General features: G+C 72.1%; 19 protein-coding genes. 6 read left to right on the plus strand and 13 right to left on the minus strand.

Annotated elements, in window-relative coordinates; all coding sequences use genetic code 11:
• Positions 1-55: 55 nt before the first annotated feature.
• From fabF to ABZ312_RS08980, 9 genes are all read right to left on the minus strand, one after another.
• Entirely contained in the window at positions 56-1315 is a 1260-nt protein-coding gene (fabF, locus tag ABZ312_RS08940; protein WP_499511705.1) for a beta-ketoacyl-ACP synthase II, read from the minus strand.
• Between the two features lie 64 nt (positions 1316-1379).
• Positions 1380-1625: an acyl carrier protein gene (locus ABZ312_RS08945; RefSeq protein WP_326576364.1), complete on the minus strand. Its 246-nt coding sequence runs from the start codon at positions 1623-1625 to the stop codon at positions 1380-1382.
• A gap of 73 nt (positions 1626-1698) precedes the next feature.
• Complete coding sequence (locus tag ABZ312_RS08950; protein WP_499511704.1) at positions 1699-2730, minus strand: ketoacyl-ACP synthase III; 1032 nt, start codon at positions 2728-2730, stop codon at positions 1699-1701.
• 15 nt (positions 2731-2745) lie between these two features.
• A complete protein-coding gene (locus tag ABZ312_RS08955) occupies positions 2746-3681 on the minus strand; it encodes an ACP S-malonyltransferase (protein ID WP_500322077.1) in 936 nt (311 codons plus the stop codon).
• Positions 3682-3782: 101 nt separating this feature from the next.
• Positions 3783-4982: a PucR family transcriptional regulator gene (locus tag ABZ312_RS08960; RefSeq protein WP_500322078.1), complete on the minus strand. Its 1200-nt coding sequence runs from the start codon at positions 4980-4982 to the stop codon at positions 3783-3785.
• A gap of 65 nt (positions 4983-5047) precedes the next feature.
• Entirely contained in the window at positions 5048-5863 is an 816-nt protein-coding gene (locus ABZ312_RS08965; RefSeq protein ID WP_500322391.1) for an ABC transporter permease, read from the minus strand.
• A 10-nt stretch (positions 5864-5873) separates the two neighbouring features.
• Positions 5874-6773 carry an ABC transporter permease gene (locus tag ABZ312_RS08970; protein WP_500436905.1) on the minus strand — a complete coding sequence of 300 codons (900 nt, stop codon included), beginning with the start codon at positions 6771-6773 and terminating at the stop codon, positions 5874-5876.
• Between the two features lie 7 nt (positions 6774-6780).
• Positions 6781-7980: an ABC transporter substrate-binding protein gene (locus tag ABZ312_RS08975; protein WP_500322080.1), complete on the minus strand. Its 1200-nt coding sequence runs from the start codon at positions 7978-7980 to the stop codon at positions 6781-6783.
• The gene (locus tag ABZ312_RS08980; RefSeq protein WP_500322081.1) at positions 7971-9059 is read right to left on the minus strand and encodes an ABC transporter ATP-binding protein; all 1089 of its coding nucleotides are present in this window, start codon (positions 9057-9059) and stop codon (positions 7971-7973) included. The genes ABZ312_RS08975 and ABZ312_RS08980 overlap by 10 nt, the downstream gene beginning before the upstream one ends.
• 107 nt (positions 9060-9166) lie before the next feature.
• Between ABZ312_RS08980 and ABZ312_RS08985 the strand changes: the two genes are divergently transcribed.
• Together ABZ312_RS08985 and ABZ312_RS08990 are read left to right on the plus strand one after the other, a co-directional pair.
• Positions 9167-9913 (plus strand): FadR/GntR family transcriptional regulator, encoded by a 747-nt coding sequence (locus ABZ312_RS08985; protein ID WP_500322083.1) that lies wholly within the window; start codon positions 9167-9169, stop codon positions 9911-9913.
• Positions 9914-9959: 46 nt separating this feature from the next.
• A complete protein-coding gene (locus tag ABZ312_RS08990; protein ID WP_500322084.1) occupies positions 9960-10682 on the plus strand; it encodes a cache domain-containing protein in 723 nt (240 codons plus the stop codon).
• Here ABZ312_RS08990 and ABZ312_RS08995 read toward each other — a convergent pair.
• Complete coding sequence (locus tag ABZ312_RS08995) at positions 10654-11472, minus strand: serine hydrolase domain-containing protein (RefSeq protein ID WP_500436907.1); 819 nt, start codon at positions 11470-11472, stop codon at positions 10654-10656. The genes ABZ312_RS08990 and ABZ312_RS08995 overlap by 29 nt on opposite strands.
• Positions 11473-11533: 61 nt before the next feature.
• Between ABZ312_RS08995 and ABZ312_RS09000 the strand changes: the two genes are divergently transcribed.
• Together ABZ312_RS09000 and ABZ312_RS09005 are read left to right on the plus strand one after the other, a co-directional pair.
• On the plus strand, positions 11534-11995 hold the full coding sequence (locus tag ABZ312_RS09000) for a MerR family transcriptional regulator (RefSeq protein WP_500322087.1): 462 nt from the start codon (positions 11534-11536) through the stop codon (positions 11993-11995).
• A gap of 5 nt (positions 11996-12000) precedes the next feature.
• Positions 12001-13020, plus strand: coding sequence for an aldo/keto reductase (locus ABZ312_RS09005; RefSeq protein WP_500436911.1), 1020 nt, complete (start codon positions 12001-12003; stop codon positions 13018-13020).
• On the opposite strand, the gene ABZ312_RS09010 is transcribed toward ABZ312_RS09005, so the two are convergent.
• From ABZ312_RS09010 to ABZ312_RS09020, 3 genes are read right to left on the minus strand one after another with little or no spacing between them, the layout of a single operon-like run.
• Positions 12981-13769 (minus strand): DUF4429 domain-containing protein, encoded by a 789-nt coding sequence (locus ABZ312_RS09010; protein WP_500322088.1) that lies wholly within the window; start codon positions 13767-13769, stop codon positions 12981-12983. The two genes, ABZ312_RS09005 and ABZ312_RS09010, sit on opposite strands and share 40 nt — an antisense overlap.
• Before the next feature lie 54 nt (positions 13770-13823).
• Positions 13824-15020, minus strand: a complete 1197-nt coding sequence (locus ABZ312_RS09015; protein WP_500322089.1) for an alpha/beta hydrolase — start codon at positions 15018-15020, stop codon at positions 13824-13826.
• Between the two features lie 53 nt (positions 15021-15073).
• Positions 15074-15757 carry a TetR/AcrR family transcriptional regulator gene (locus tag ABZ312_RS09020; RefSeq protein ID WP_500322090.1) on the minus strand — a complete coding sequence of 228 codons (684 nt, stop codon included), beginning with the start codon at positions 15755-15757 and terminating at the stop codon, positions 15074-15076.
• A gap of 107 nt (positions 15758-15864) precedes the next feature.
• On the opposite strand from ABZ312_RS09020, the gene ABZ312_RS09025 reads away from it, so the two are divergent.
• Together ABZ312_RS09025 and ABZ312_RS09030 are read left to right on the plus strand one after the other, a co-directional pair.
• Positions 15865-17466, plus strand: coding sequence for an MFS transporter (locus ABZ312_RS09025; protein ID WP_500358894.1), 1602 nt, complete (start codon positions 15865-15867; stop codon positions 17464-17466).
• 103 nt (positions 17467-17569) lie between these two features.
• On the plus strand, positions 17570-17941 hold the full coding sequence (locus tag ABZ312_RS09030; RefSeq protein WP_500322092.1) for a peptidase inhibitor family I36 protein: 372 nt from the start codon (positions 17570-17572) through the stop codon (positions 17939-17941).
• Positions 17942-18066 lie beyond the last annotated feature (125 nt).

The following is an 18066-nucleotide window of genomic DNA, read 5'->3' on the forward strand; positions in this document are numbered from 1 at the left end:
CGAGGGCCGGTCGGCCGCGTGTGCGGCTGACCGGCCCTCAGGGGTGCGGTACGGCTCAGGCCTTGAGGGCCAGGACGACGTTGTGGCCGCCGAAGCCGAAGGAGTTGTTGATGGCCACGATCGGGCCGTCCGGCAGCTTCCGCGCCTCGGTGGAGACCAGACCGGGGTCGATCTCGTCGTCCAGTTCCGCGATGTTGATCGTCGGCGGGGCGATCCGGTGGTGCAGGGCGAGGACGGTGGCGACCGTCTCGATGCCGCCCGCGCCGCCCAGGAGGTGACCGGTCATCGACTTGGTGGCGGAGATGGCCACGTGGTCGAGGTGGTCGCCGAGCACCTTGCGGAGCGCCTTGACCTCGGCGACGTCACCCTGCGGGGTGGACGTCGCGTGCGCGTTGAGGTGTGCGACCTGCGCCAGGTCCAGGCCCGTCGCGGCGATCAGCTGCTCCAGCGCGGCGGCGATGCCGCGGCCGGTGGGCTCCGGCTGCGCGATGTGGTGGGCGTCGGCCGACAGGCCCTGGCCCAGCACCTCGGCGTAGACCCGGGCACCGCGCCTGGCGGCGTGCTCGGCCGACTCCAGGACGACGACCCCCGCGCCCTCGCCGAGGACGAAGCCGTCGCGGCCCTTGTCGTACGGGCGGGAGGCGCCCTGCGGGTCGTCGTTGTTCTTCGACATCGCCATCATGTTGGCGAAGGCCGCGATCGGCAGCGGGTGGATGGCCGCTTCCGTGCCGCCGGCGATGACCACGTCGGCACGGCCGGAGCGGATCATCTCGTACGCGTAGCCGACGGCCTCGGCACCGGAGGCGCAGGCGCTGACCGGGGTGTGGACACCGGCGCGGGCGTTGACCTCCAGGCCGACGTTGGCCGAGGGGCTGTTGGGCATCAGCATCGGCACGGTGTGCGGGGACACCTTGCGCGGGCCGGAGGCCTTGAGGTTGTCGTACTGGTCGAGCAGCGTGGTGACGCCGCCGATGCCGGAGGCGATGACCGCGCCGAGGCGGTCGGGGTCGACCGAGCTGTCCTCACCGGCCTTGGCGGTGAAGCCCGCGTCGGCCCACGCCTCGCGGGTGGCGATCAGCGCGAACTGCGCCGAGCGGTCCAGCTTGCGGGCGACCGGGCGGGGCAGGATCTCCAGCGGTTCCACGGCGATCTGCGCGGCGATGCGCACCGACAGCTCGGCGGCCCAGTCCTGCTTCAGGGGGGTGACGCCGGAACGTCCGGCGATCAGTCCCTCCCAGGTCGACGCGCTGTCCCCGCCCAGCGGAGTGGTTGCGCCGATACCGGTGACGACCACGGTGTGATTGGTCGGGCTCACAGGGATTGTCTCTCCACGTCTAGAAGGGCGGGCGACAGACACGTCGTCCAGGGGTGGCTCAGGCTCAGCCCTGGGCCTTGAGGATGTAGTCGACGGCGTCGCCGACGGTCTTCAGCTGCTTGACGTCGTCGTCCGGGATCTTGACCTCGAAGCGCTCCTCGGCGGCGACGACGACCTCGACCATGGACAGCGAGTCGACGTCCAGGTCGTCGGTGAAGGACTTGTCCAGCTGGACGTCCTCGGTCGGGATGCCGGCGATCTCGTTCACGATCTCCGCGAGACCCTCGACGATCTCTTCCTGGGTGGCCATGGCGGCGCTCTCCTTCTTCGTGCTGGTTACTACGGGCTGCGGCGGGCGGGAGTGCGCGCCGCGTGAGTGTTGCCTAGGGGAGGGTAACGACAGTGGCGGCGTAGACGAGCCCCGCCCCGAAACCGATGATCAGGGCCGTGTCGCCGCTCTTGGCCTGTCCGGTGGCGAGCAGGCGCTCCATCGCGAGCGGGATCGACGCGGCGGAGGTGTTGCCGGTGGTCTCGATGTCGCGGGCGACCGCGACGTGCTCCGGCAGCTTGAGCGCCTTGATCATCGAGTCGATGATGCGCATGTTGGCCTGGTGCGGGATGAAGACGTCCAGGTCGTCCGCGGTGATCCCGGCGGCGTCCAGCGCCTCCTGGGCCACCTTGGCCATCTCGAACACCGCCCAGCGGAAGACCGTCTGGCCCTCCTGGGTGATCGCGGGGAACTTCAGCTCCCCGTTCTCGTCCACCGGCAGCTGCGCGACGTCGCCCACACGGAAGCGGTCCCACGCCACGGTCTGGGTGATGGTCCCGGACTTGTCGCCCTCCGAGCCCCAGACGGTCGGGCCGATCTCCGGCTCGTCGGCCGGGCCGATGATGACCGCGCCGGCGCCGTCGCCGAAGAGGAAGGCGGTGGCGCGGTCCGTCTTGTCGGTGAGGTCGCTCAGCCGCTCGACGCCGATCACCAGGACGTGCTTGGCGCTGCCCTCGGTGACCATGCCCTTGGCGAGGGTCACGGCGTACGTGAAGCCCGCGCAGCCCGCCGAGATGTCGAAGGCGGCCGGCTTGCCGGCGCCGATGCGGTGCGCGATCTCGGTCGCGACGGCCGGGGTCTGCTTGAAGTGGGAGACGGTGGCGACGATGACGCCCCCGATGTCCTCGGCCGAGATCCCCGCGTCGGCGATGGCCTTGCCCGCCGCGATGACCGACATCTCGGCGACCGTCTCGTCCGGGCCGGCCCAGTGCCGGGAGGCGATGCCGGAGCGCGAGCGGATCCACTCGTCGCTGGAGTCGATGGTCTCCAGGATCACCTCGTTGGGCACCACCCGGGTCGGCCGGTAGCCGCCGACGCCCATGATGCGCGCGTACGGGGAGCCCTTGCTGGGCCTGATCTTCGCCATGTCTGCGGGGACTCCTTATTCCTGGGGGCCGTGCTCGGCCACGATCGCGCGGGCGGCGTCGAGGTCGTCCGGGGTCTTCAGGGCCAGGGTCGCGACGCCGGGCAGCGCGCGCTTGGCCAGGCCCACCAGGGTGCCACCCGGAACCAGCTCGATGATCGCGGTGACGCCCATGTCCTTGAAGGTCTCCATGCACAGGTCCCAGCGCACCGGGTTGGACACCTGCGTCACCAGGCGGGAGACGATCTCGGCGCCGGAGGCGACGACCGCGCCGTCGGTGTTCGACACGTACGGCAGCGCGGGGTCGCAGACCTGCAGCGTCTGCGCCAGCTCCTCCAGCACGGCCACGGCCGGGGCCATGTGGTGGGTGTGGAACGCGCCCGCCACCTTCAGCGGGATGACCCGCGCCTTCTCCGGCTTGTCCGCGGTCAGCTCCGCGAGCTGCTTCGCCGTGCCGGCCGCCACGATCTGACCGGCGCCGTTGATGTTCGCCGGGGTGAGGCCGAGGTTCTCCAGGTGGGCGACGACCAGGTCCGGGTCGCCGCCGAGCACGGCCGACATGCCGGTCTCGGTGATGGCCGCGGCCTGGGCCATGGCGGTGCTGCGGGTGCGGACGAAGGTCATCGCCGCTTCCGCGCCCAGCACGCCGCCGACGGCCGCCGCCGTGATCTCTCCGACGCTGTGACCGGCCACGGCGCCGAGCGCGGAACGCGCGGCGGCCGGGTCGCCGAACAACTGCTCCGCCGCGACCAGGCCGGCCGCGACCAGCAGGGGCTGGGCGACGGCGGTGTCACGGATCTCCTCGGCCTCGGCCTTGGTGCCGTAGTGGGCGAGGTCGAGTCCGGCGGTCGAGGACAGACCGGCGAGACGGTCGGCGACACCGGGGAGTTCGAGCCAGGGGTTCAGGAAGCCGGGAGCCTGGGCACCCTGGCCGGGAGCGACGAGTACGAGCACGCTTTCAACTCTCTCTTGAGCGAGGTGATCCCCGCCCGTGGGGACAGGGACCAAGAACCGACGGGCGATTTGTTGGTGTCCCACAAAGGCCCTGATCGCATCTACGGTGTCTGCCCCGAGTCGGAGAGCCGGCCCAGGATGAGCGCGATACGTAGGGTGAATGCGGAGCGCACGTCCGACGGCGACCAGCCGGTGACGTCCGTCACACGTCGAAGCCGGTAGCGAACGGTGTTGGGGTGAACGAACAACATCCGGGCGGCCCCTTCCAGCGACGAGGCCTGTTCGAGGTAGACGGACAGAGTCTCAAGCAGTGCCGAACCAGCTTCCTCCAACGGCCTGTAGATCTCCTCCACCAACTGATCGCGGGCGTGTCGGTCGCCCGCCATCGCCCGCTCCGGGAGCAGGTCGTCGGAGAGCACCGGACGCGGCGCGTCGGGCCAGGCCGCACACGCCCGCAGGCCCGCCGCCGCGGCCTGCGCGGACTTCGACGCCGCCAGCAGGTCGCCCACCACGGGCCCGGCCACGACCGGCCCCGCGGCGAACGGCCCGATCAGCGCCCTGGCCACCCGCAGCGGATCCCCGTCGCCGCCCGCGACCACGATCAGCCGGTCGCCGAGCACTCCGGTGAGCACCTGCAGCTTGGCGTGCCGCGCCGCCCGCCGGATCGCCTCGACGGTGAGTTCGCTGTCGCCGTTGGGTGCCGTGCCCAGCACCACCGCGATCTTGTCGGGGGAGCTCCAGCCGAGCGCCGCCGCCCGCGACAGCACGCCCTCGTCCGCCTCGCCGGACAGCACCGCGTTGACCACCAGGGACTCCAGCCGCGCGTCCCAGGCGCCGCGCGCCTCGGCGGCCTGGGCGTAGACCTGGGCCGTCGCGAAGGCGATCTCCCGTGCGTACACCAGCAGCGCCTCGCGCAGCACCGACTCGTCGCCGGGGGCGGCGACCTCGTCGATCGCCGCCTCCATGACCTCGATGGTGGTGCGCACCATCTCGACCGTCTGGCGCAGCGAGATCGCCCGGGTCAGCTCCCGCGGGGCGGTGCCGAAGACGTCGGTGCTGATCGCCTGCGGGGTCTCCGGGTGGCGGAACCACTCCGTGAAGGCCGCGATGCCCGCCTGCGCCACCAGCCCGATCCACGAGCGGTTCTCCGGGGGCATGGCCCGGTACCAGGGCAGCTGCCCGTCCATCCGCGCGATCGCGGCCGCCGCCAGGCGCCCCGAGGACTTCTCCAGCCTCCTCAGCGTGGCGGAGTGGGGGTGGTCACGGGCGGGGTCGAATGCGTTCAGCGCGGGTTCTGGCACGGTACAAGCCTGCCTTATCCGGGCGGATGCATGGCACGGACCCCTCGGCTCCGTGCACCCGTGGCTCAGATACGGCCTCCCGCGGCGGAGTCCGCGGACAGCCGCTGGGCGAGGTAGACCGGGATCACCGACGCGGCGACCAGGACGGCGGCCACCACGTTGACGACGGGTGCCTGCTGCGGCCTGGCCATGTTGCCGAAGATCCACACGGGGAGGGTCTGGACGCCGGGGCCCGCGGTGAAGGTGGTGACGACGATCTCGTCGAAGGAGAGGGCGAAGGCGAGCAGCCCGCCCGCCAGCAGCGCCGTGCGCACCAGCGGGAAGGTGATGTCGCGGAAGACCTGGAAGCCGTCGGCCCCCAGGTCCATCGCCGCCTCCTCGTACGAGCCGGAGGTGCGCCGCAGCCGGGCCACGACGTTGTTGAAGACCACCACGACGCAGAAGGTGGCGTGGCCGACGACGACCGTGAACAGGCCCAGCCCGACGCCGAGTGGCTCCAGCACCGTGCGGAACGCGGTGTTCAGGGCGATGCCCGTGACGATGCCGGGCAGCGCGATCGGCAGCACGACGACGAAGGAGAGCGCCTCCCGCCCGAAGAAGCGGTACCGGGAGACCGCGAAGGCGAGCAGGGTGCCCAGCAGCAGGGAGACCGCCGTCGCGCCCAGGCCCGCCTTCACCGAGGTCCACAGCGCGGAGCGGGCGCCGGAGCTGTGCCACGCGTCGGCCCACCAGTGCAGGGTCAGGCCCGAGGGGGGCCAGCCGAAGCCGCGGGCGGCGTTGAAGGAGTTGAGCAGGACGAGCAGCAGCGGCACGTAGATGACGGCGAAGCCCAGCACGGCCGCGACGCGCAGGACGATGCGGGCGGGACGGGAGAGGTGCATGGTCACGGCCTCACAGACTCTGGAGCGCGCCGGTGCGCCGCATGGCCAGCAGGTAGACGACGATGACCGCGACCGGCACGGTGCCCAGTGCGGCGGCGAGCGGCAGGTCGAGGGTGATGTTGGAGTAGACGACGTTGCCGATCAGCTGGGTCTTGCCGCCGACGATCTGCACGGCGATGTAGTCGCCGAGGCTGAGCGAGAAGGTGAAGACCGAGCCGGCCGCGACCGACGGCAGCACCATCGGCAGCACCACGGACCGGAAGGTGCGCCAGGTGCGGGCCCCGAGGTCGGCGGAGGCGTCCAGCAGGCTGGCCGGCAGCTGCTCCAGCCCGGCGTGGACCGGCAGGATCATGTACGGCAGCCACAGGTAGGCCAGCACCATGATCGTCGCGGGCAGGCCGTAGCCGGGCCCGTCCAGGCCGAGCGGCCTCAGCGCCCAGTCCAGCGGCCCGTTCTCGGAGAGCATGATCCGCCAGGCGTACGCCTTGACCAGGTAGCTGGCCCACAGCGGGGTGAGCACGGCGACGACCAGCAGGTGCCGGTACCGCGGGGCGGCGACCCTGGCGGTGTAGAAGGCGATCGGGAAGGCGATGACGATGTCGATGACCGTCACCGCGACGGCGACGCCGAGGCTGCGCAGGGCGACGTCCCGGTAGACGCCCGTGGTGAGGACGGTGCGGAAGTTGTCCGTGTTCCAGACCTTGACCACGTCGGAGGTGAAGGCGTCGGTCGTCCAGAATGCGGAGAGGAACAGCGCGGCCAGCGAGCCCAGGTAGGCGAGGACCAGCCACAGCAGAGGGGCGGACAGCAGCAGCGACAGCCGCAGCCGCGGGCGGCGGTGCAGGGAAGCTGCCAGCCGCCGCCCGAGGGAGCCGCTCGTCGTGGTGGACGGGGTGGACGGGGTCGTCACGGGTGGCTCAGCCCTTGATCTCGGTCCAGGCCTGGACCCACTTGGCGTAGGGCACGCAACGGACGTCGGTGCGGCCGTCCAGGCACTGCGGGATGGGCGTGTTCCAGAAGTGGACCTGCTTCCAGTACGGCTCGTCGGCCGCGTGGAAGACCGTGCAGTGGTTCTTGTCCGTGGTCAGGGCGCAGGACTTCTCGTTCGCCGGGGCCTCGCCGAACCACTCGGCGACCTGGGCGTTCACCTTCGGCGAGACGATCCAGTCCAGCCACTTGTAGGCGCAGTTGGGGTGCTGGGCCTTGGCCGAGACCATCCAGGTGTCGGACCAGCCGGTGGCGCCCTCGCTCGGCAGGACCGCCTCGACCGGCGCCTTCTCGGCCTTGGCGAGGTTGGCGATGACCTGCCAGCTGGTGCCGATGACGGAGTCGCCGCTCTTGAAGGCGGAGATCTCCTTCAGGTAGTCGCTCCAGTACTCGCCGACGTCCGCGTTCTGCTCCTTCAGCAGGGTGACGGAGGCGTCGAACTGCTTCTGGTCCAGCGCGTACGGGTCCTTGATGCCCAGCTCCGGCTTGGTCTTCATCAGGTAGAGCGCGGCGTCCGCGATGTAGATGGCGGAGTCGTACGCGGTGACGTGGCCCTTGTAGGGGGAGGCCTCGTCGAAGACCGCCGACCAGGAGGTGGGGGCCGGGGAGACCTTGTCGGTGCGGTACATCAGCAGGTTGGCGCCGCGGCCGTGCGGGATGCCGTAGGCGACCTCGTCCACCGAGTTCCACTTCTGCATCTTCAGGCTGGCGAAGACGTCCTTGTAGTTGGGGACCAGGTCGGTGTTGACCGGCGCCGCGTCGCCCGAGGCGATGAGGCGCAGCGAGGCGTCGCCGGAGGCCGAGACCGCGTCGTACTGGCCGGTCTTCATCAGGCTGACCATCTCGTCGGAGGTGCCCGCCACCTTGGTGTTGACCTGGCAGCCGGTCTCCTTCTCGAACGGGGTGACCCAGTCGACGGACTTGTCGTTGGAGCCGTCCTCGGCGTAGCCGGCCCAGGCGATCAGGTTGACCGCGCCCTCGGTCTTGCCCAGGGCCTTGGGCGCGCTGAGCTTGGGCGGGGTGAAGGCGCCGCCGGAGGCGCCGGCGCCCTTGCCGGGGGAGGACGACCCGCCGCAGGCGGTGGCCAGGGCCAGGACGGTACAGGCTGCGAGGGCACGGGTCAGACGCACGTGGACTCCGTTTCCGGGTGGGGGGACTGGACGGTGACGTTGTGTCGGCGGTGCCACTGGAGGCGGACACGGGTTCCCCGGTAGGCGGCGACGTCGGCCGAGGAGGTCTCCTGGTTCTGCTGCAGGGCGGTCAGCCGGCCGCCCTCGTCGAGGTCGACCAGGAAGCGCGTGGTGTCGCCGAGGTAGATGACCTCGGCGACGGTGCCGGAGACGGTGCGCAGCCCGTCGTCCGGGGCGTCCGGGGCGTCCGAGGGGCCGGCGGGAGCGCCGGGGCCCAGCAGGCGGATCTTCTCCGGGCGGACGCTGTAGGTCCCGGTGTCGTCGGTCAGCAGGTTGGAGGTGCCGACGAAGCCGGCGACGAAGGGCGTGGCCGGTCGCTCGTACACCTCGGCGGGGGTGCCGACCTGCTCGATCCGGCCCCCGTTGAAGACCGCGATCCGGTCGCTGAGGGTCAGCGCCTCCTCCTGGTCGTGGGTGACGAAGACGAAGGTGATGCCCACCTCGCGCTGGATCGCCTTCAGTTCGACCTGCATCTGTTCGCGCAGCTTGAGGTCGAGCGCCCCCAGCGGCTCGTCGAGCAGCAGCACCCGGGGACGCCCCACCAGGGCGCGGGCCAGTGCGACCCGCTGCCGCTGGCCGCCGGACAGCTGTGCCGGACGGCGCCCGCCGAACCCCTCCAGCCGGACCGAGGCGAGCGCCGCGCGGGCGCGCTCGGTCCGTTCCGCCTTGGGCACCTTGCGCACCTTCAGGCCGTAGCCGACGTTCTGCTCCACCGTCATGTGCGGGAAGAGCGCGTAGTCCTGGAAGACGGTGTTGACGTCCCGCTCGAAGGGGGCGAGCCGGGTGACGTCCCGGCCGGCCAGCTCCACGGTGCCGGCGGTGGGGGCCTCGAAACCCGCGACCATCCGCAGCACGGTGGTCTTGCCGGAGCCGGAGGGGCCCAGCATCGAGAAGAACTCGCCGTCGGCGATCTCCAGGTCCACCCCGGCGACCGCGTGCACCTGGCCGAAGGACTTGCGCAGGTCCCGCAGGCGTATCGCGGGCGTCCCGGTGCCCGTTTCCTTGGCCGTTCCCTCCATCGGCGGGGAACCTTTCTCTTCGGCTGGAGCATTGACCGGAAACCTATGAAGTTATATTTCAGAGGACAAGGCCTGGCCGGGGTAAAACTTTCCCCAAGTGAGAAGGTGTGCGGGTGAGCAAACTTTCGAATGGCGCACTGCACGCCGTCTTCGCGCCGGTCGGCAACCTCGCCCGGGTCGACGCGGTCGTACGGCGCCTCGCGGACGCCATCGAACTGGGCCTGCTCGCCGACGGCGAGCAGCTCCCCGGTGAGAGCGAGCTCGCCACCCGCCTCGGTGTCTCCACCGTGACCTTGCGCGAGGCCCTCATGGCCCTGCGCCAGCAGGGACTGGTCACCACCCGCCGCGGCCGCGGCGGCGGCAGCTTCGTCACCGCCCCCGACCAGCCGCGCACCGCCCGGCTCGGCCACCGGCTGGCCGACTGGAGCACCGAGGAACTGCGCGACCTCGCCGACCACTGGGCCGCCGTCGCCGGCACCGCCGCCCGGCTGGCCGCCCGGCGCACCGAGCCCGCGGACCTCGCCCCGTTGGAACGCTCCCTGGAGGAGTTCGAGGCCGCCGACGACCTCGCCGCCCGCGGCCGCGTCTACGGCAGGCTCCACGTGGAGCTCGCCGCGGCCGCCCAGTCGGCCCGTCTCACCAAGGAGGAGATCCGTATCCAGGCGGAGATCGGAGCGCTAATCTGTCTCGCACTCGGGGAGGACGACGCCCGCGCGGCGGTCGTCGAGCTGCACCGCGCGCTGCTCCGCGCCGTGCGCGACGGCGACGCGGAGCTGGCCCGGTCCCTGGCCGAACGGCGGGTGCAGGACGCGATGGGGCGTCTGATCGGACTGCGTCTGACCGTCACCGGCTGACCCGGGCGTCCGCACCACCCGTCCTCCCGCACCGGAGGCAGCCGCCGTGGCCGTCAGCTCAACCGCCTTGGTCGACAGCGTCGTCGCCGACGTCGTGGACCGGGTCCGCGGCACCCTGGAGGACGTCTTCGCCGCCGTCGCCCAGGTCGCCGAGCGCACCACCGCCATCGCCGCGGTCCGTGCCGCCGGCCGGGCCCCGACCACCGCCGACCTCGCAGCCCTGCGCCCGCTGCTGCACGAGCGGCTGCGGCGCCGGCACGACCTGATCTCCGGCATCGGCTTCATCGCGGAACCCGGGCTGCTCGGCGACGTACCGGCCTGGCTGGAGTGGTGGCAGAACCACGGGGAGGACGGGCTGCGGCCGCTCCTGCCCGACCTCGACCCGGGCACCTCGGCCTACTCCGACTACACCCACTGGGACTGGTTCGCCCTGCCCCGCGCCACCGGCGAACGCGCCGTGGCCGGACCGTACGTGGACTACCTGTGCTCCGACGAGTACAGCCTCACCCTGTCGGTGCCGGTCCAGCACGGCGGCCGCTTCCTCGGCGTCGCCGCCGCGGACGTCTACCTGCGCCACTTCGAGGCCGCCGTGCTGCCCCTGCTGCGCCGCCTGCCCGCCCCGGCCGCCCTGGTCAACGCCCGCGGCCGGGTCGCCGCCTCCACCGACCCCCGGCACCTGGCCGGCTCGCTCCTGCGCAGCGTCAGCGGACGGTCCTGCGGACCGATCCCGCTGACGCTGGTCACAGCTCTGCCAGCACCGCCTCCGTGAGCGCCGGCCACAACGGCAGGGCCCACTCGCCGAAGTCACGGTCCGTCAGGACCACGCAGGCGGCGCCGGCGTCGGGGTCGACCCACAGGAAGGTGCCGGACTGGCCGAAGTGGCCGAAGGTGCGCGGGGAGGACGAGGCGCCCGTCCAGTGCGGGGACTTGTGGTCCCGGATCTCGAAGCCCAGGCCCCAGTCGTTGGGGTTCTGGCCGCCGTAGCCGGGCAGCACGCCCTTGAGGCCGGGGAAGGCGACGGAGGTCGCCGCGGCGACGGTCCCCGGGGCCAGCAGCCGCGGTGCCTGCAGCTCGGCGGCGAAGCGGACCAGGTCGTCGACGGTGGAGACGGCGCCCGCGCCGGCCGAGCCCGGGCAGTCGGTGGCGTGCATGCCGAGCGGCTCCAGCACCGCCTGCCGCAGGTACTCGGCGAAGGGGATCTCGGTGGCCTTGGCGATGTGGTCCGCCAGCGCGTCGAAGCCCGCGTTGGAGTAGATCCGCCGCGTGCCGGGGGCCGCCATCACCCGGTGCTCGTCGAAGGCGAGGCCGGAGGCGTGGGCGAGCAGGTGCCGTACGGTCGAGCCCTCGGGGCCGGCCGGTTCGTCCAGCTCGACCGCGCCCTCCTCGACCGCGACCAGCGCCGCGTAGGCCGACAGCGGCTTGGTCACCGAGGCCAGCCGGAAGCGCCGCCCGGTCTCGCCGTACGCTCCCAGGACCGTGCCGTCGCGGCGGACGACCGCCGCCGCGGCCGTCGGGACAGGCCAGTTCTCGATCGCGCTCAGGCTGTTCAGGCTCCGCATGGGCGTGAGCCTAACGAATGGCCTTGCCTGGAGTGCACTCCAGGGTTTTAGCGTGGAACCCATGACCGTGACGCAGGTGGCCAAGAGCAAGCCCGGCAGCGTACGCAGCTGCGCCGACGAGGCGCGGCACCCCCTCCCGGACGGCCGGGACCGCTACACGATCAGCGAGGTGGCGGCCTTCACCGGGCTGAGCGCGCACACCCTGCGCTGGTACGAGCGGATCGGGCTGATGCCGCACGTCGACCGCTCCCACACCGGGCAGCGCCGCTTCACCAACCGCGACCTCGACTGGCTGGGCTTCGTCGGCAAGCTGCGGCTGACCGGGATGCCGGTCGCGGACATGGTCCGCTACGCCGAGCTGGTGCGGCTGGGGGAGCACACCTTCCCCCAGCGCCAGGAGCTGCTGGAGTCGACCCGGCGCGACGTGCTGCGGCGGATCGCCGAGCTGCAGGACACCCTCGCGGTCCTCGACCACAAGATCGACACCTACGCTGACGCCCGCCGGGCGTCGGAGAGGGCATGAACGGCATGAGCGACAACAACGAACCGATCGCCAAGGTCACGCTTGGCACCGACGGCCCCCTGGTCGGCGTGCAGGGCCTGGGCTGCATGGGCATGAGCGAGTTCTACGGCCCCACCGACGAGGCCGCCGCCCGTGCCACCCTCGACGCGGCGCTGGACCTCGGGGTCACGCTCTTCGACACCGCCGACGTGTACGGCCTGGGCGCCAACGAGGAGTACCTCGCCCCCTTCGTCCGCGCGCACCGGGACGAGATCACCCTCGCCACCAAGTTCGGCATAGCGCGGAAGGCCGACGACCTGCGGTTCCGCGGGGTGCGCAACGACCCCGACTACATCCGGGAGGCCGTCGACGGCAGCCTGCGCCGCCTCGGCGTGGACGTCATCGACCTGTACTACATGCACCGCCGCGACCCCGCCGTGCCGCTCGCCGAGTCCGTCGGGGCGATGGCCGAGCTGGTGCGGGCGGGCAAGGTCAGGCACCTGGGCCTGTCCGAGGTGACCGGGGCCGAGCTGCGCGAGGCGCACGCCGTGCACCCGATCACGGCCGTGCAGTCGGAGTGGTCGCTGTTCAGCCGGGACGTGGAGGTCTCGCTGACCGGTGCCGCCGCCGAGCTGGGGGTGGCGCTCGTGCCGTACTCCCCGCTGGGCCGGGGCTTCCTGACCGGATCCTTCCAGGACGCCTCCGAACTGTCGGCGGACGACTTCCGCCGGCACCAGCCCCGCTTCAGCGGGGAGAACGCCAAGCGCAACCTCGACCTGCTGGAGCCGCTCCGCAAGGTCGCGAGGGCGCACGGCGCCACGCCCGCCCAGATCGCCCTCGCGTGGGTGCAGCAGCGGGCGCAGGTCCACGGGCTGACCGTGGTGCCGATCCCGGGCACCCGCAAGGCCGAGCGCCTGCGGGAGAACACCGCCGCCACCCGGATCGTGCTGGACGGGACCGAGCTGGGATGGCTGGAACCGATCGCCGGGCAGGTCGCGGGGGACCGCTACCCGGACATGTCGTCCACGTCGGCGGCGCGCGAGTAGCCGTCCCGGTCCAGGGCGGGTCGCGTCCGCGCGGCCCGCTGGACCGCCGCGAGGACCGCCGCCGCCAGCGGCAGCGACTCGTGGACGAGGCCGTACCCGAGGCCGAACACGACGGTCGCGGGGTCGTCGTCGGGGTTGCCGGAGCGGTGGCCGTCGGCGTCGCGCGGCAGCAGCCGCAGGTGGCCGCCGAGCATCTCGGGGGAGCGCCAGTCGACCCCGGACAGCCCGTCGACCGGGAAGTGCTGGTCGCCGGCCTTCCACTTGGCCGTCGAGGCGCCCGTCCAGAACCAGCGGAAGGACACCGTCCCGCCGTCGAAGGAGGCCTTGCCGTCATACGCCTTGAAGGACAGGGGCGCGGACGGCACGTCCACCAGGTGGCGCGGGGCCGGTTCCGCGTCCGCGCCGCCGCCGGCCGTCGCGATCGCGGACAGCAGTTCTCCGGCGTAGTACTCGGCGAGCAGTTCCCGCTCGGCGGGCAGCACCAGGCGGTAGGGGTCGGCGGTCTCCTTGAGCTGGCCCTTCGCGGCCTCCATCAGCGGATCGGCGCCCCGCCGCGGGAGCATGCGCAGCGCGATGGCACCGCGCCGCCCCGGGACCAGTTCGACGCCCGCGAGGGCCTCGTAGGGGACACGCCGCCGCCCCAGGGTCTGCAGCAGCTTCGAGTTGCGCATCCCCCGCTCGTAACGGATGAGCACCGCATCGGCATCGAACTCCCATACGGCGTTGGATCCGGCCAATACGTCACCCATACGGGTCATCGTAGGCCGCGTCGCCGTTTCGGGAACCGGCCGGGCGCGGCCGGACTAGGCCACGTCCGCCGTGCACCGGCTGCCGTCGGCGCACCGGACGTCCGGGTAGCGGCCGAGGGCGATGCTGGTGAAGTTGGCGAGGCTGTCGGTGCCGGAGCGGAAGTAGCCCGCGTGTCCCTCGGCGTCCTCGGAGGTCACCACGCGGGCGCCGAAGGACCGGGAGACGGGGTCGGCACCGTGGCCGAGCCCGGCGAACTCCATGTGCGGCACGTCGCCGATCCAGTCGGTGCTGTCGCGGGTGGCCCACACCCGGGCGGCCGTGCCGAGGTCGGCCGCCTTGTCCACCCGCATGCCGGGGCTGCCGAAGACGGTGATGTCGGAGACCCGGCCGGACGGCAGGTCGGGGGCGGCGACACCGCACAGCACCGAGCCGTAGGAGTGGCAGAACAGCGAGACGCTGCCGCGCGCCGGCAGCGCCCGTACCAGCGCGGCCAGCCGGACGGCGCCCTGCTCCGCCAGTTCCCCGGTGGAGGCGTCCAGGCCGACGCCCTGCGGGGTGGTGTAGTCGGCCCAGGCGACGACGGCCGTGCGCGTGTGCGGGGCGGCGGCGTGCTCGGCCGCGTACAGCGAGTGGGCCATGCCGACGGGGGCGCGCGTCGGATCGTCCTCGCGTTCGAAGGAGAGCACGTCGGTGTCGACCCCGGGCACGACGAGCGACACCCGTTCGGCGGTGCCGAGGTCGCCGAAGACCTCGGCGGCCCGGCCGCGGCCGGTGGGGTCGAAGGCGAGGATCTGCCGGCCGCCGTCGAGCAGGGAGGCGTACCGCTCGGCGCGCTGCGCGGCGTCCTGGCGGCCCTCGGCGGTCAGCAGGGAGCTGTGCGAGCGGGCGGTCTCCTGGGCGCGGGCCGTGCCGAGCGAGCGCCGGTTGGCCTGGTAACGCAGGGCGATCGGGGCGCCGTTGAGGTTGCCGACGACGAGCGGGTAGCGGACGGCGAGCCGCTTGGCCCCGTCCGGCCCGACCGAGGCGAAGAAGCGCGCGATGACGCCGGGGGCCGCCTGGGGGTCGGGGAGCGGACGCCCGCCCACCGAGCCGTGCCGCCACGCGGCCGTGGCCACCGCCAGCGCGTCCCCGCCGCCCTTGTGGTGGCGCAGCGCGGTCCAGCCGGTGGTCGCCAGCATGACGAAGACCACGGCCAGGGCCAGGAGGGCGCGCAGGGAGGGGGAGCTGAAGCGCTCGTCGACGAGGTTCACTGGGGGACACCCTAGGAGACGCCGGAGATCCCCTGCGCACCCCGTGACCCAAGTCACGTTTGAAACAAGGAGATTCCGGACACACCCTGGTGTTCGGCCCACGGCTGTGCCAGGACCGGGACCAGCAGGTCAAGGTGTTCCTCGGTGATCCGGCGGATGGACTCCACGCTGGTCTCGTCACCGTCGCCCCACAGCCGCTGGGCCACCCGGATGACCCCGCCGACGGCCGCCACCAGGACCCGCGGTCGCGGGTCCGCAGGGTCCAGGCCCTCGCGGGCGGCGATGACCGAGGCGAGCCGTTCCTCGACGAGCGCCGAGTGGCGCATCTGGGCGGACAGCAGCGGCGGCGTGGACTCGATCACCCGGTACATCGCCATGTACGTGGACAGCGGCACGACGGCGGCGATGACGGCGCTGATGCTGTGCCAGGAATCGTCCAGCGCCGCGCGCAGCGCCACGAAGGGCGGTTCGCCGGCCGGCCGCTCGGCCACCGCGGTGACGAAGGCCTCCTCGACGCTGTCCTCCAGCGCCAGCGCGACCTCCTCCTTGCCGGCGAAGTAGCGGAAGAAGGTGCGCTGCGAGACCTCCACCTCGGCGGCGATCTCGTCGACGGTCGTGCGCTCGTACCCCTTGAGGACGAACAGTTCGATCGCGGCCCGTATGAGCGCGTCGCGCGTCCGCTGCTTCTTGCGCTCGCGCAGTCCGCACACGGGCGTCGCGCGCATCGCGTGCTTCATCTGCCGTCCACCTCCAGGGGGCACCACGATACTTGCGTGCCCTCCTGACAGTTACCGACGGATGACTGCTTTGGTCAAATGTCAGGGGCTGACATAATCTCTTGCCCATGACCCAAGCCTCCGTCGTCACCGACAAGGGCCCGGACTCGATACCGGCGCCTTCCAAGAAGCCCCTGCGCGGCCACCCCTGGCTGACCCTGTTCTCGGTCGCCATCGGCGTCATGGTGGTGGCCCTGGACGGCACGATCGTCGCCGTCGCCAACCCGGCCATCCAGGCCGACCTCGGTGCCTCCCGCGAGCAGATCCAGTGGATCACCACCGGCTACATGCTGGCCCTGGCGGTCTCGCTGATCACCGCGGGCAAGCTCGGCGACCGGTTCGGGCACCGGCAGACCTTCCTCGTCGGCCTCGCGGGCTTCGCCGTCACCTCCGGCCTGATCGGCGTGTCCAGCGGCGTCGGCATGGTGATCGCGCTCCGCGTCCTGCAGGGCGTGTTCGGCGCGCTGCTCCAGCCCGCCGCACTGGGCCTGCTGCGCGCCACCTTCCCGGCCGAGAAGCTCAACATGGCCATCGGCATCTGGGGCATGGTCATCGGTGCCTCCACCGCCGCCGGGCCGATCGCGGGCGGTCTGCTGGTCGAGCACGTCAGCTGGGAGTCGGTCTTCTTCATCAACGTGCCCGTGGGTCTGGTCGCGCTGGTCCTGGGCCTGGTCATCCTGAAGGACGTACGGGCCGAGAACGCGCCGCGGTCCTTCGACATCCCCGGCATCGTGGCGCTCTCCGGTGCGATGTTCGGCCTGGTGTGGGGCCTGATCAAGGCTCCGGAGTGGGGCTGGGGCGACCCGCTCACCCTGGGCTTCCTGGTCGGCTCGGTGCTGCTGTTCGTCCTGTTCGCGTTCTGGGAGACCAAGGCCTCCGAGCCGCTGATCCCGCTGCGGATGTTCCGCTCGGTGCCGCTGTCCGCGGGTACTGCGCTGATGGTGCTGATGGCCTTCGCCTTCCTGGGCGGCCTGTTCTTCGTCACCTTCTACCTGCAGAACGTGCACGGGATGTCGGCGGTGGAGTGCGGTGTCCACCTGCTGCCGCTCACCGCGATGATGATCGTCAGTTCGCCGGTCGCCGGCGCACTGATCACCAAGTTCGGCCCGCGGGTGCCGCTGGTCGGCGGCATGGTGTGCACGGCGGTCGCGATGTTCGGGATGACCGGCCTGGAGGCGGACTCCGGCACCCTGGTCATGTCCGTGTGGTTCGGGCTGCTGGGCCTCGGCCTGGCCCCGGTGATGGTCGGCGCCACCGACGTCATCGTCGGCAACGCGCCGCTGGAGCTGTCCGGCGTGGCCGGCGGCCTCCAGGGCTCCGCGATGCAGGTCGGCGGCAGTCTGGGCACCGCCGTCCTCGGTACGGTCATGGCGTCCCGTGTGGACGGCCTGCTGCCCCAGAAGTGGGCCGCGGCCGGACTGCCCCCGCTCAAGGGCGAGCAGGCCGCGCAGGCCGCCGACGCGGTCGTGGTCGGTGTGCCGCCGGTCGCCAAGGACACCCCGGCCGAGATCGTCGCGGTGATCACGAAGATCACCAACGAGACCTTCCTCTCGGGGATGGGGCTGGCCTTCACCGTCGCCGGCATCGTGGCGGCCTTCGCGGCGGGTATCGCCTTCCTGACCAAGCGCGGCGTCAACGCGGACGCCGCCGGCGGCGGGGTGCACATCTGACGCCGGACGATTCCCTATCCGGGTGAACGAGGCCCGGGGCCCTTGGCGGCCCCGGGCCTCGCCGTTCACCGTGGAGCTCCGACCACCACGGGGAGTGATCCACATGCGCAGCGCAGCCCTGACCCTAGTCCTGACCACGGCCGTCGTGGCCGCCGCGGCCCTGGCCGCCCCGGCCCCGCACGCGACGGCCGCCCCCGCGGGTGGCTGCGACCCCGGGGAGCTGTGCCTGTGGAGCAGACCGGACTACCGCGGGGCGCGCCTGGTCCACGAGCTCGCCGACACCGACGTCAACTCCTGCGTGCCGCTGCCGCCCGGGACGTCCGCGAAGTCGTTCGTCAACCGGACCCGCAAGCTCGTGACGACCTACCAGAGCGCCGAGTGCTCCACCGAGGGCGACTTCGTGACGTTCCCGTCCGGCACCTGGGTCCCGGAGTCCCGGCACACGGTCCGCGCCTTCCAGATCGTCGACCAGTGACACGAGCCCGCGGGGAGCCGGGAAAGGCCAGGGGCCCCGGTGCCGGACGGGAACGTCACGAAGTCGCCCTCGGTGGAGCACTCGGCGCTCTGGTAGGTCGTCACGAGCTTGCGGGTCCGGTTGAC

The organism is Streptomyces sp. NPDC006207 (genome assembly GCF_040613835.1).
Lineage (GTDB): Bacteria > Actinomycetota > Actinomycetes > Streptomycetales > Streptomycetaceae > Actinacidiphila.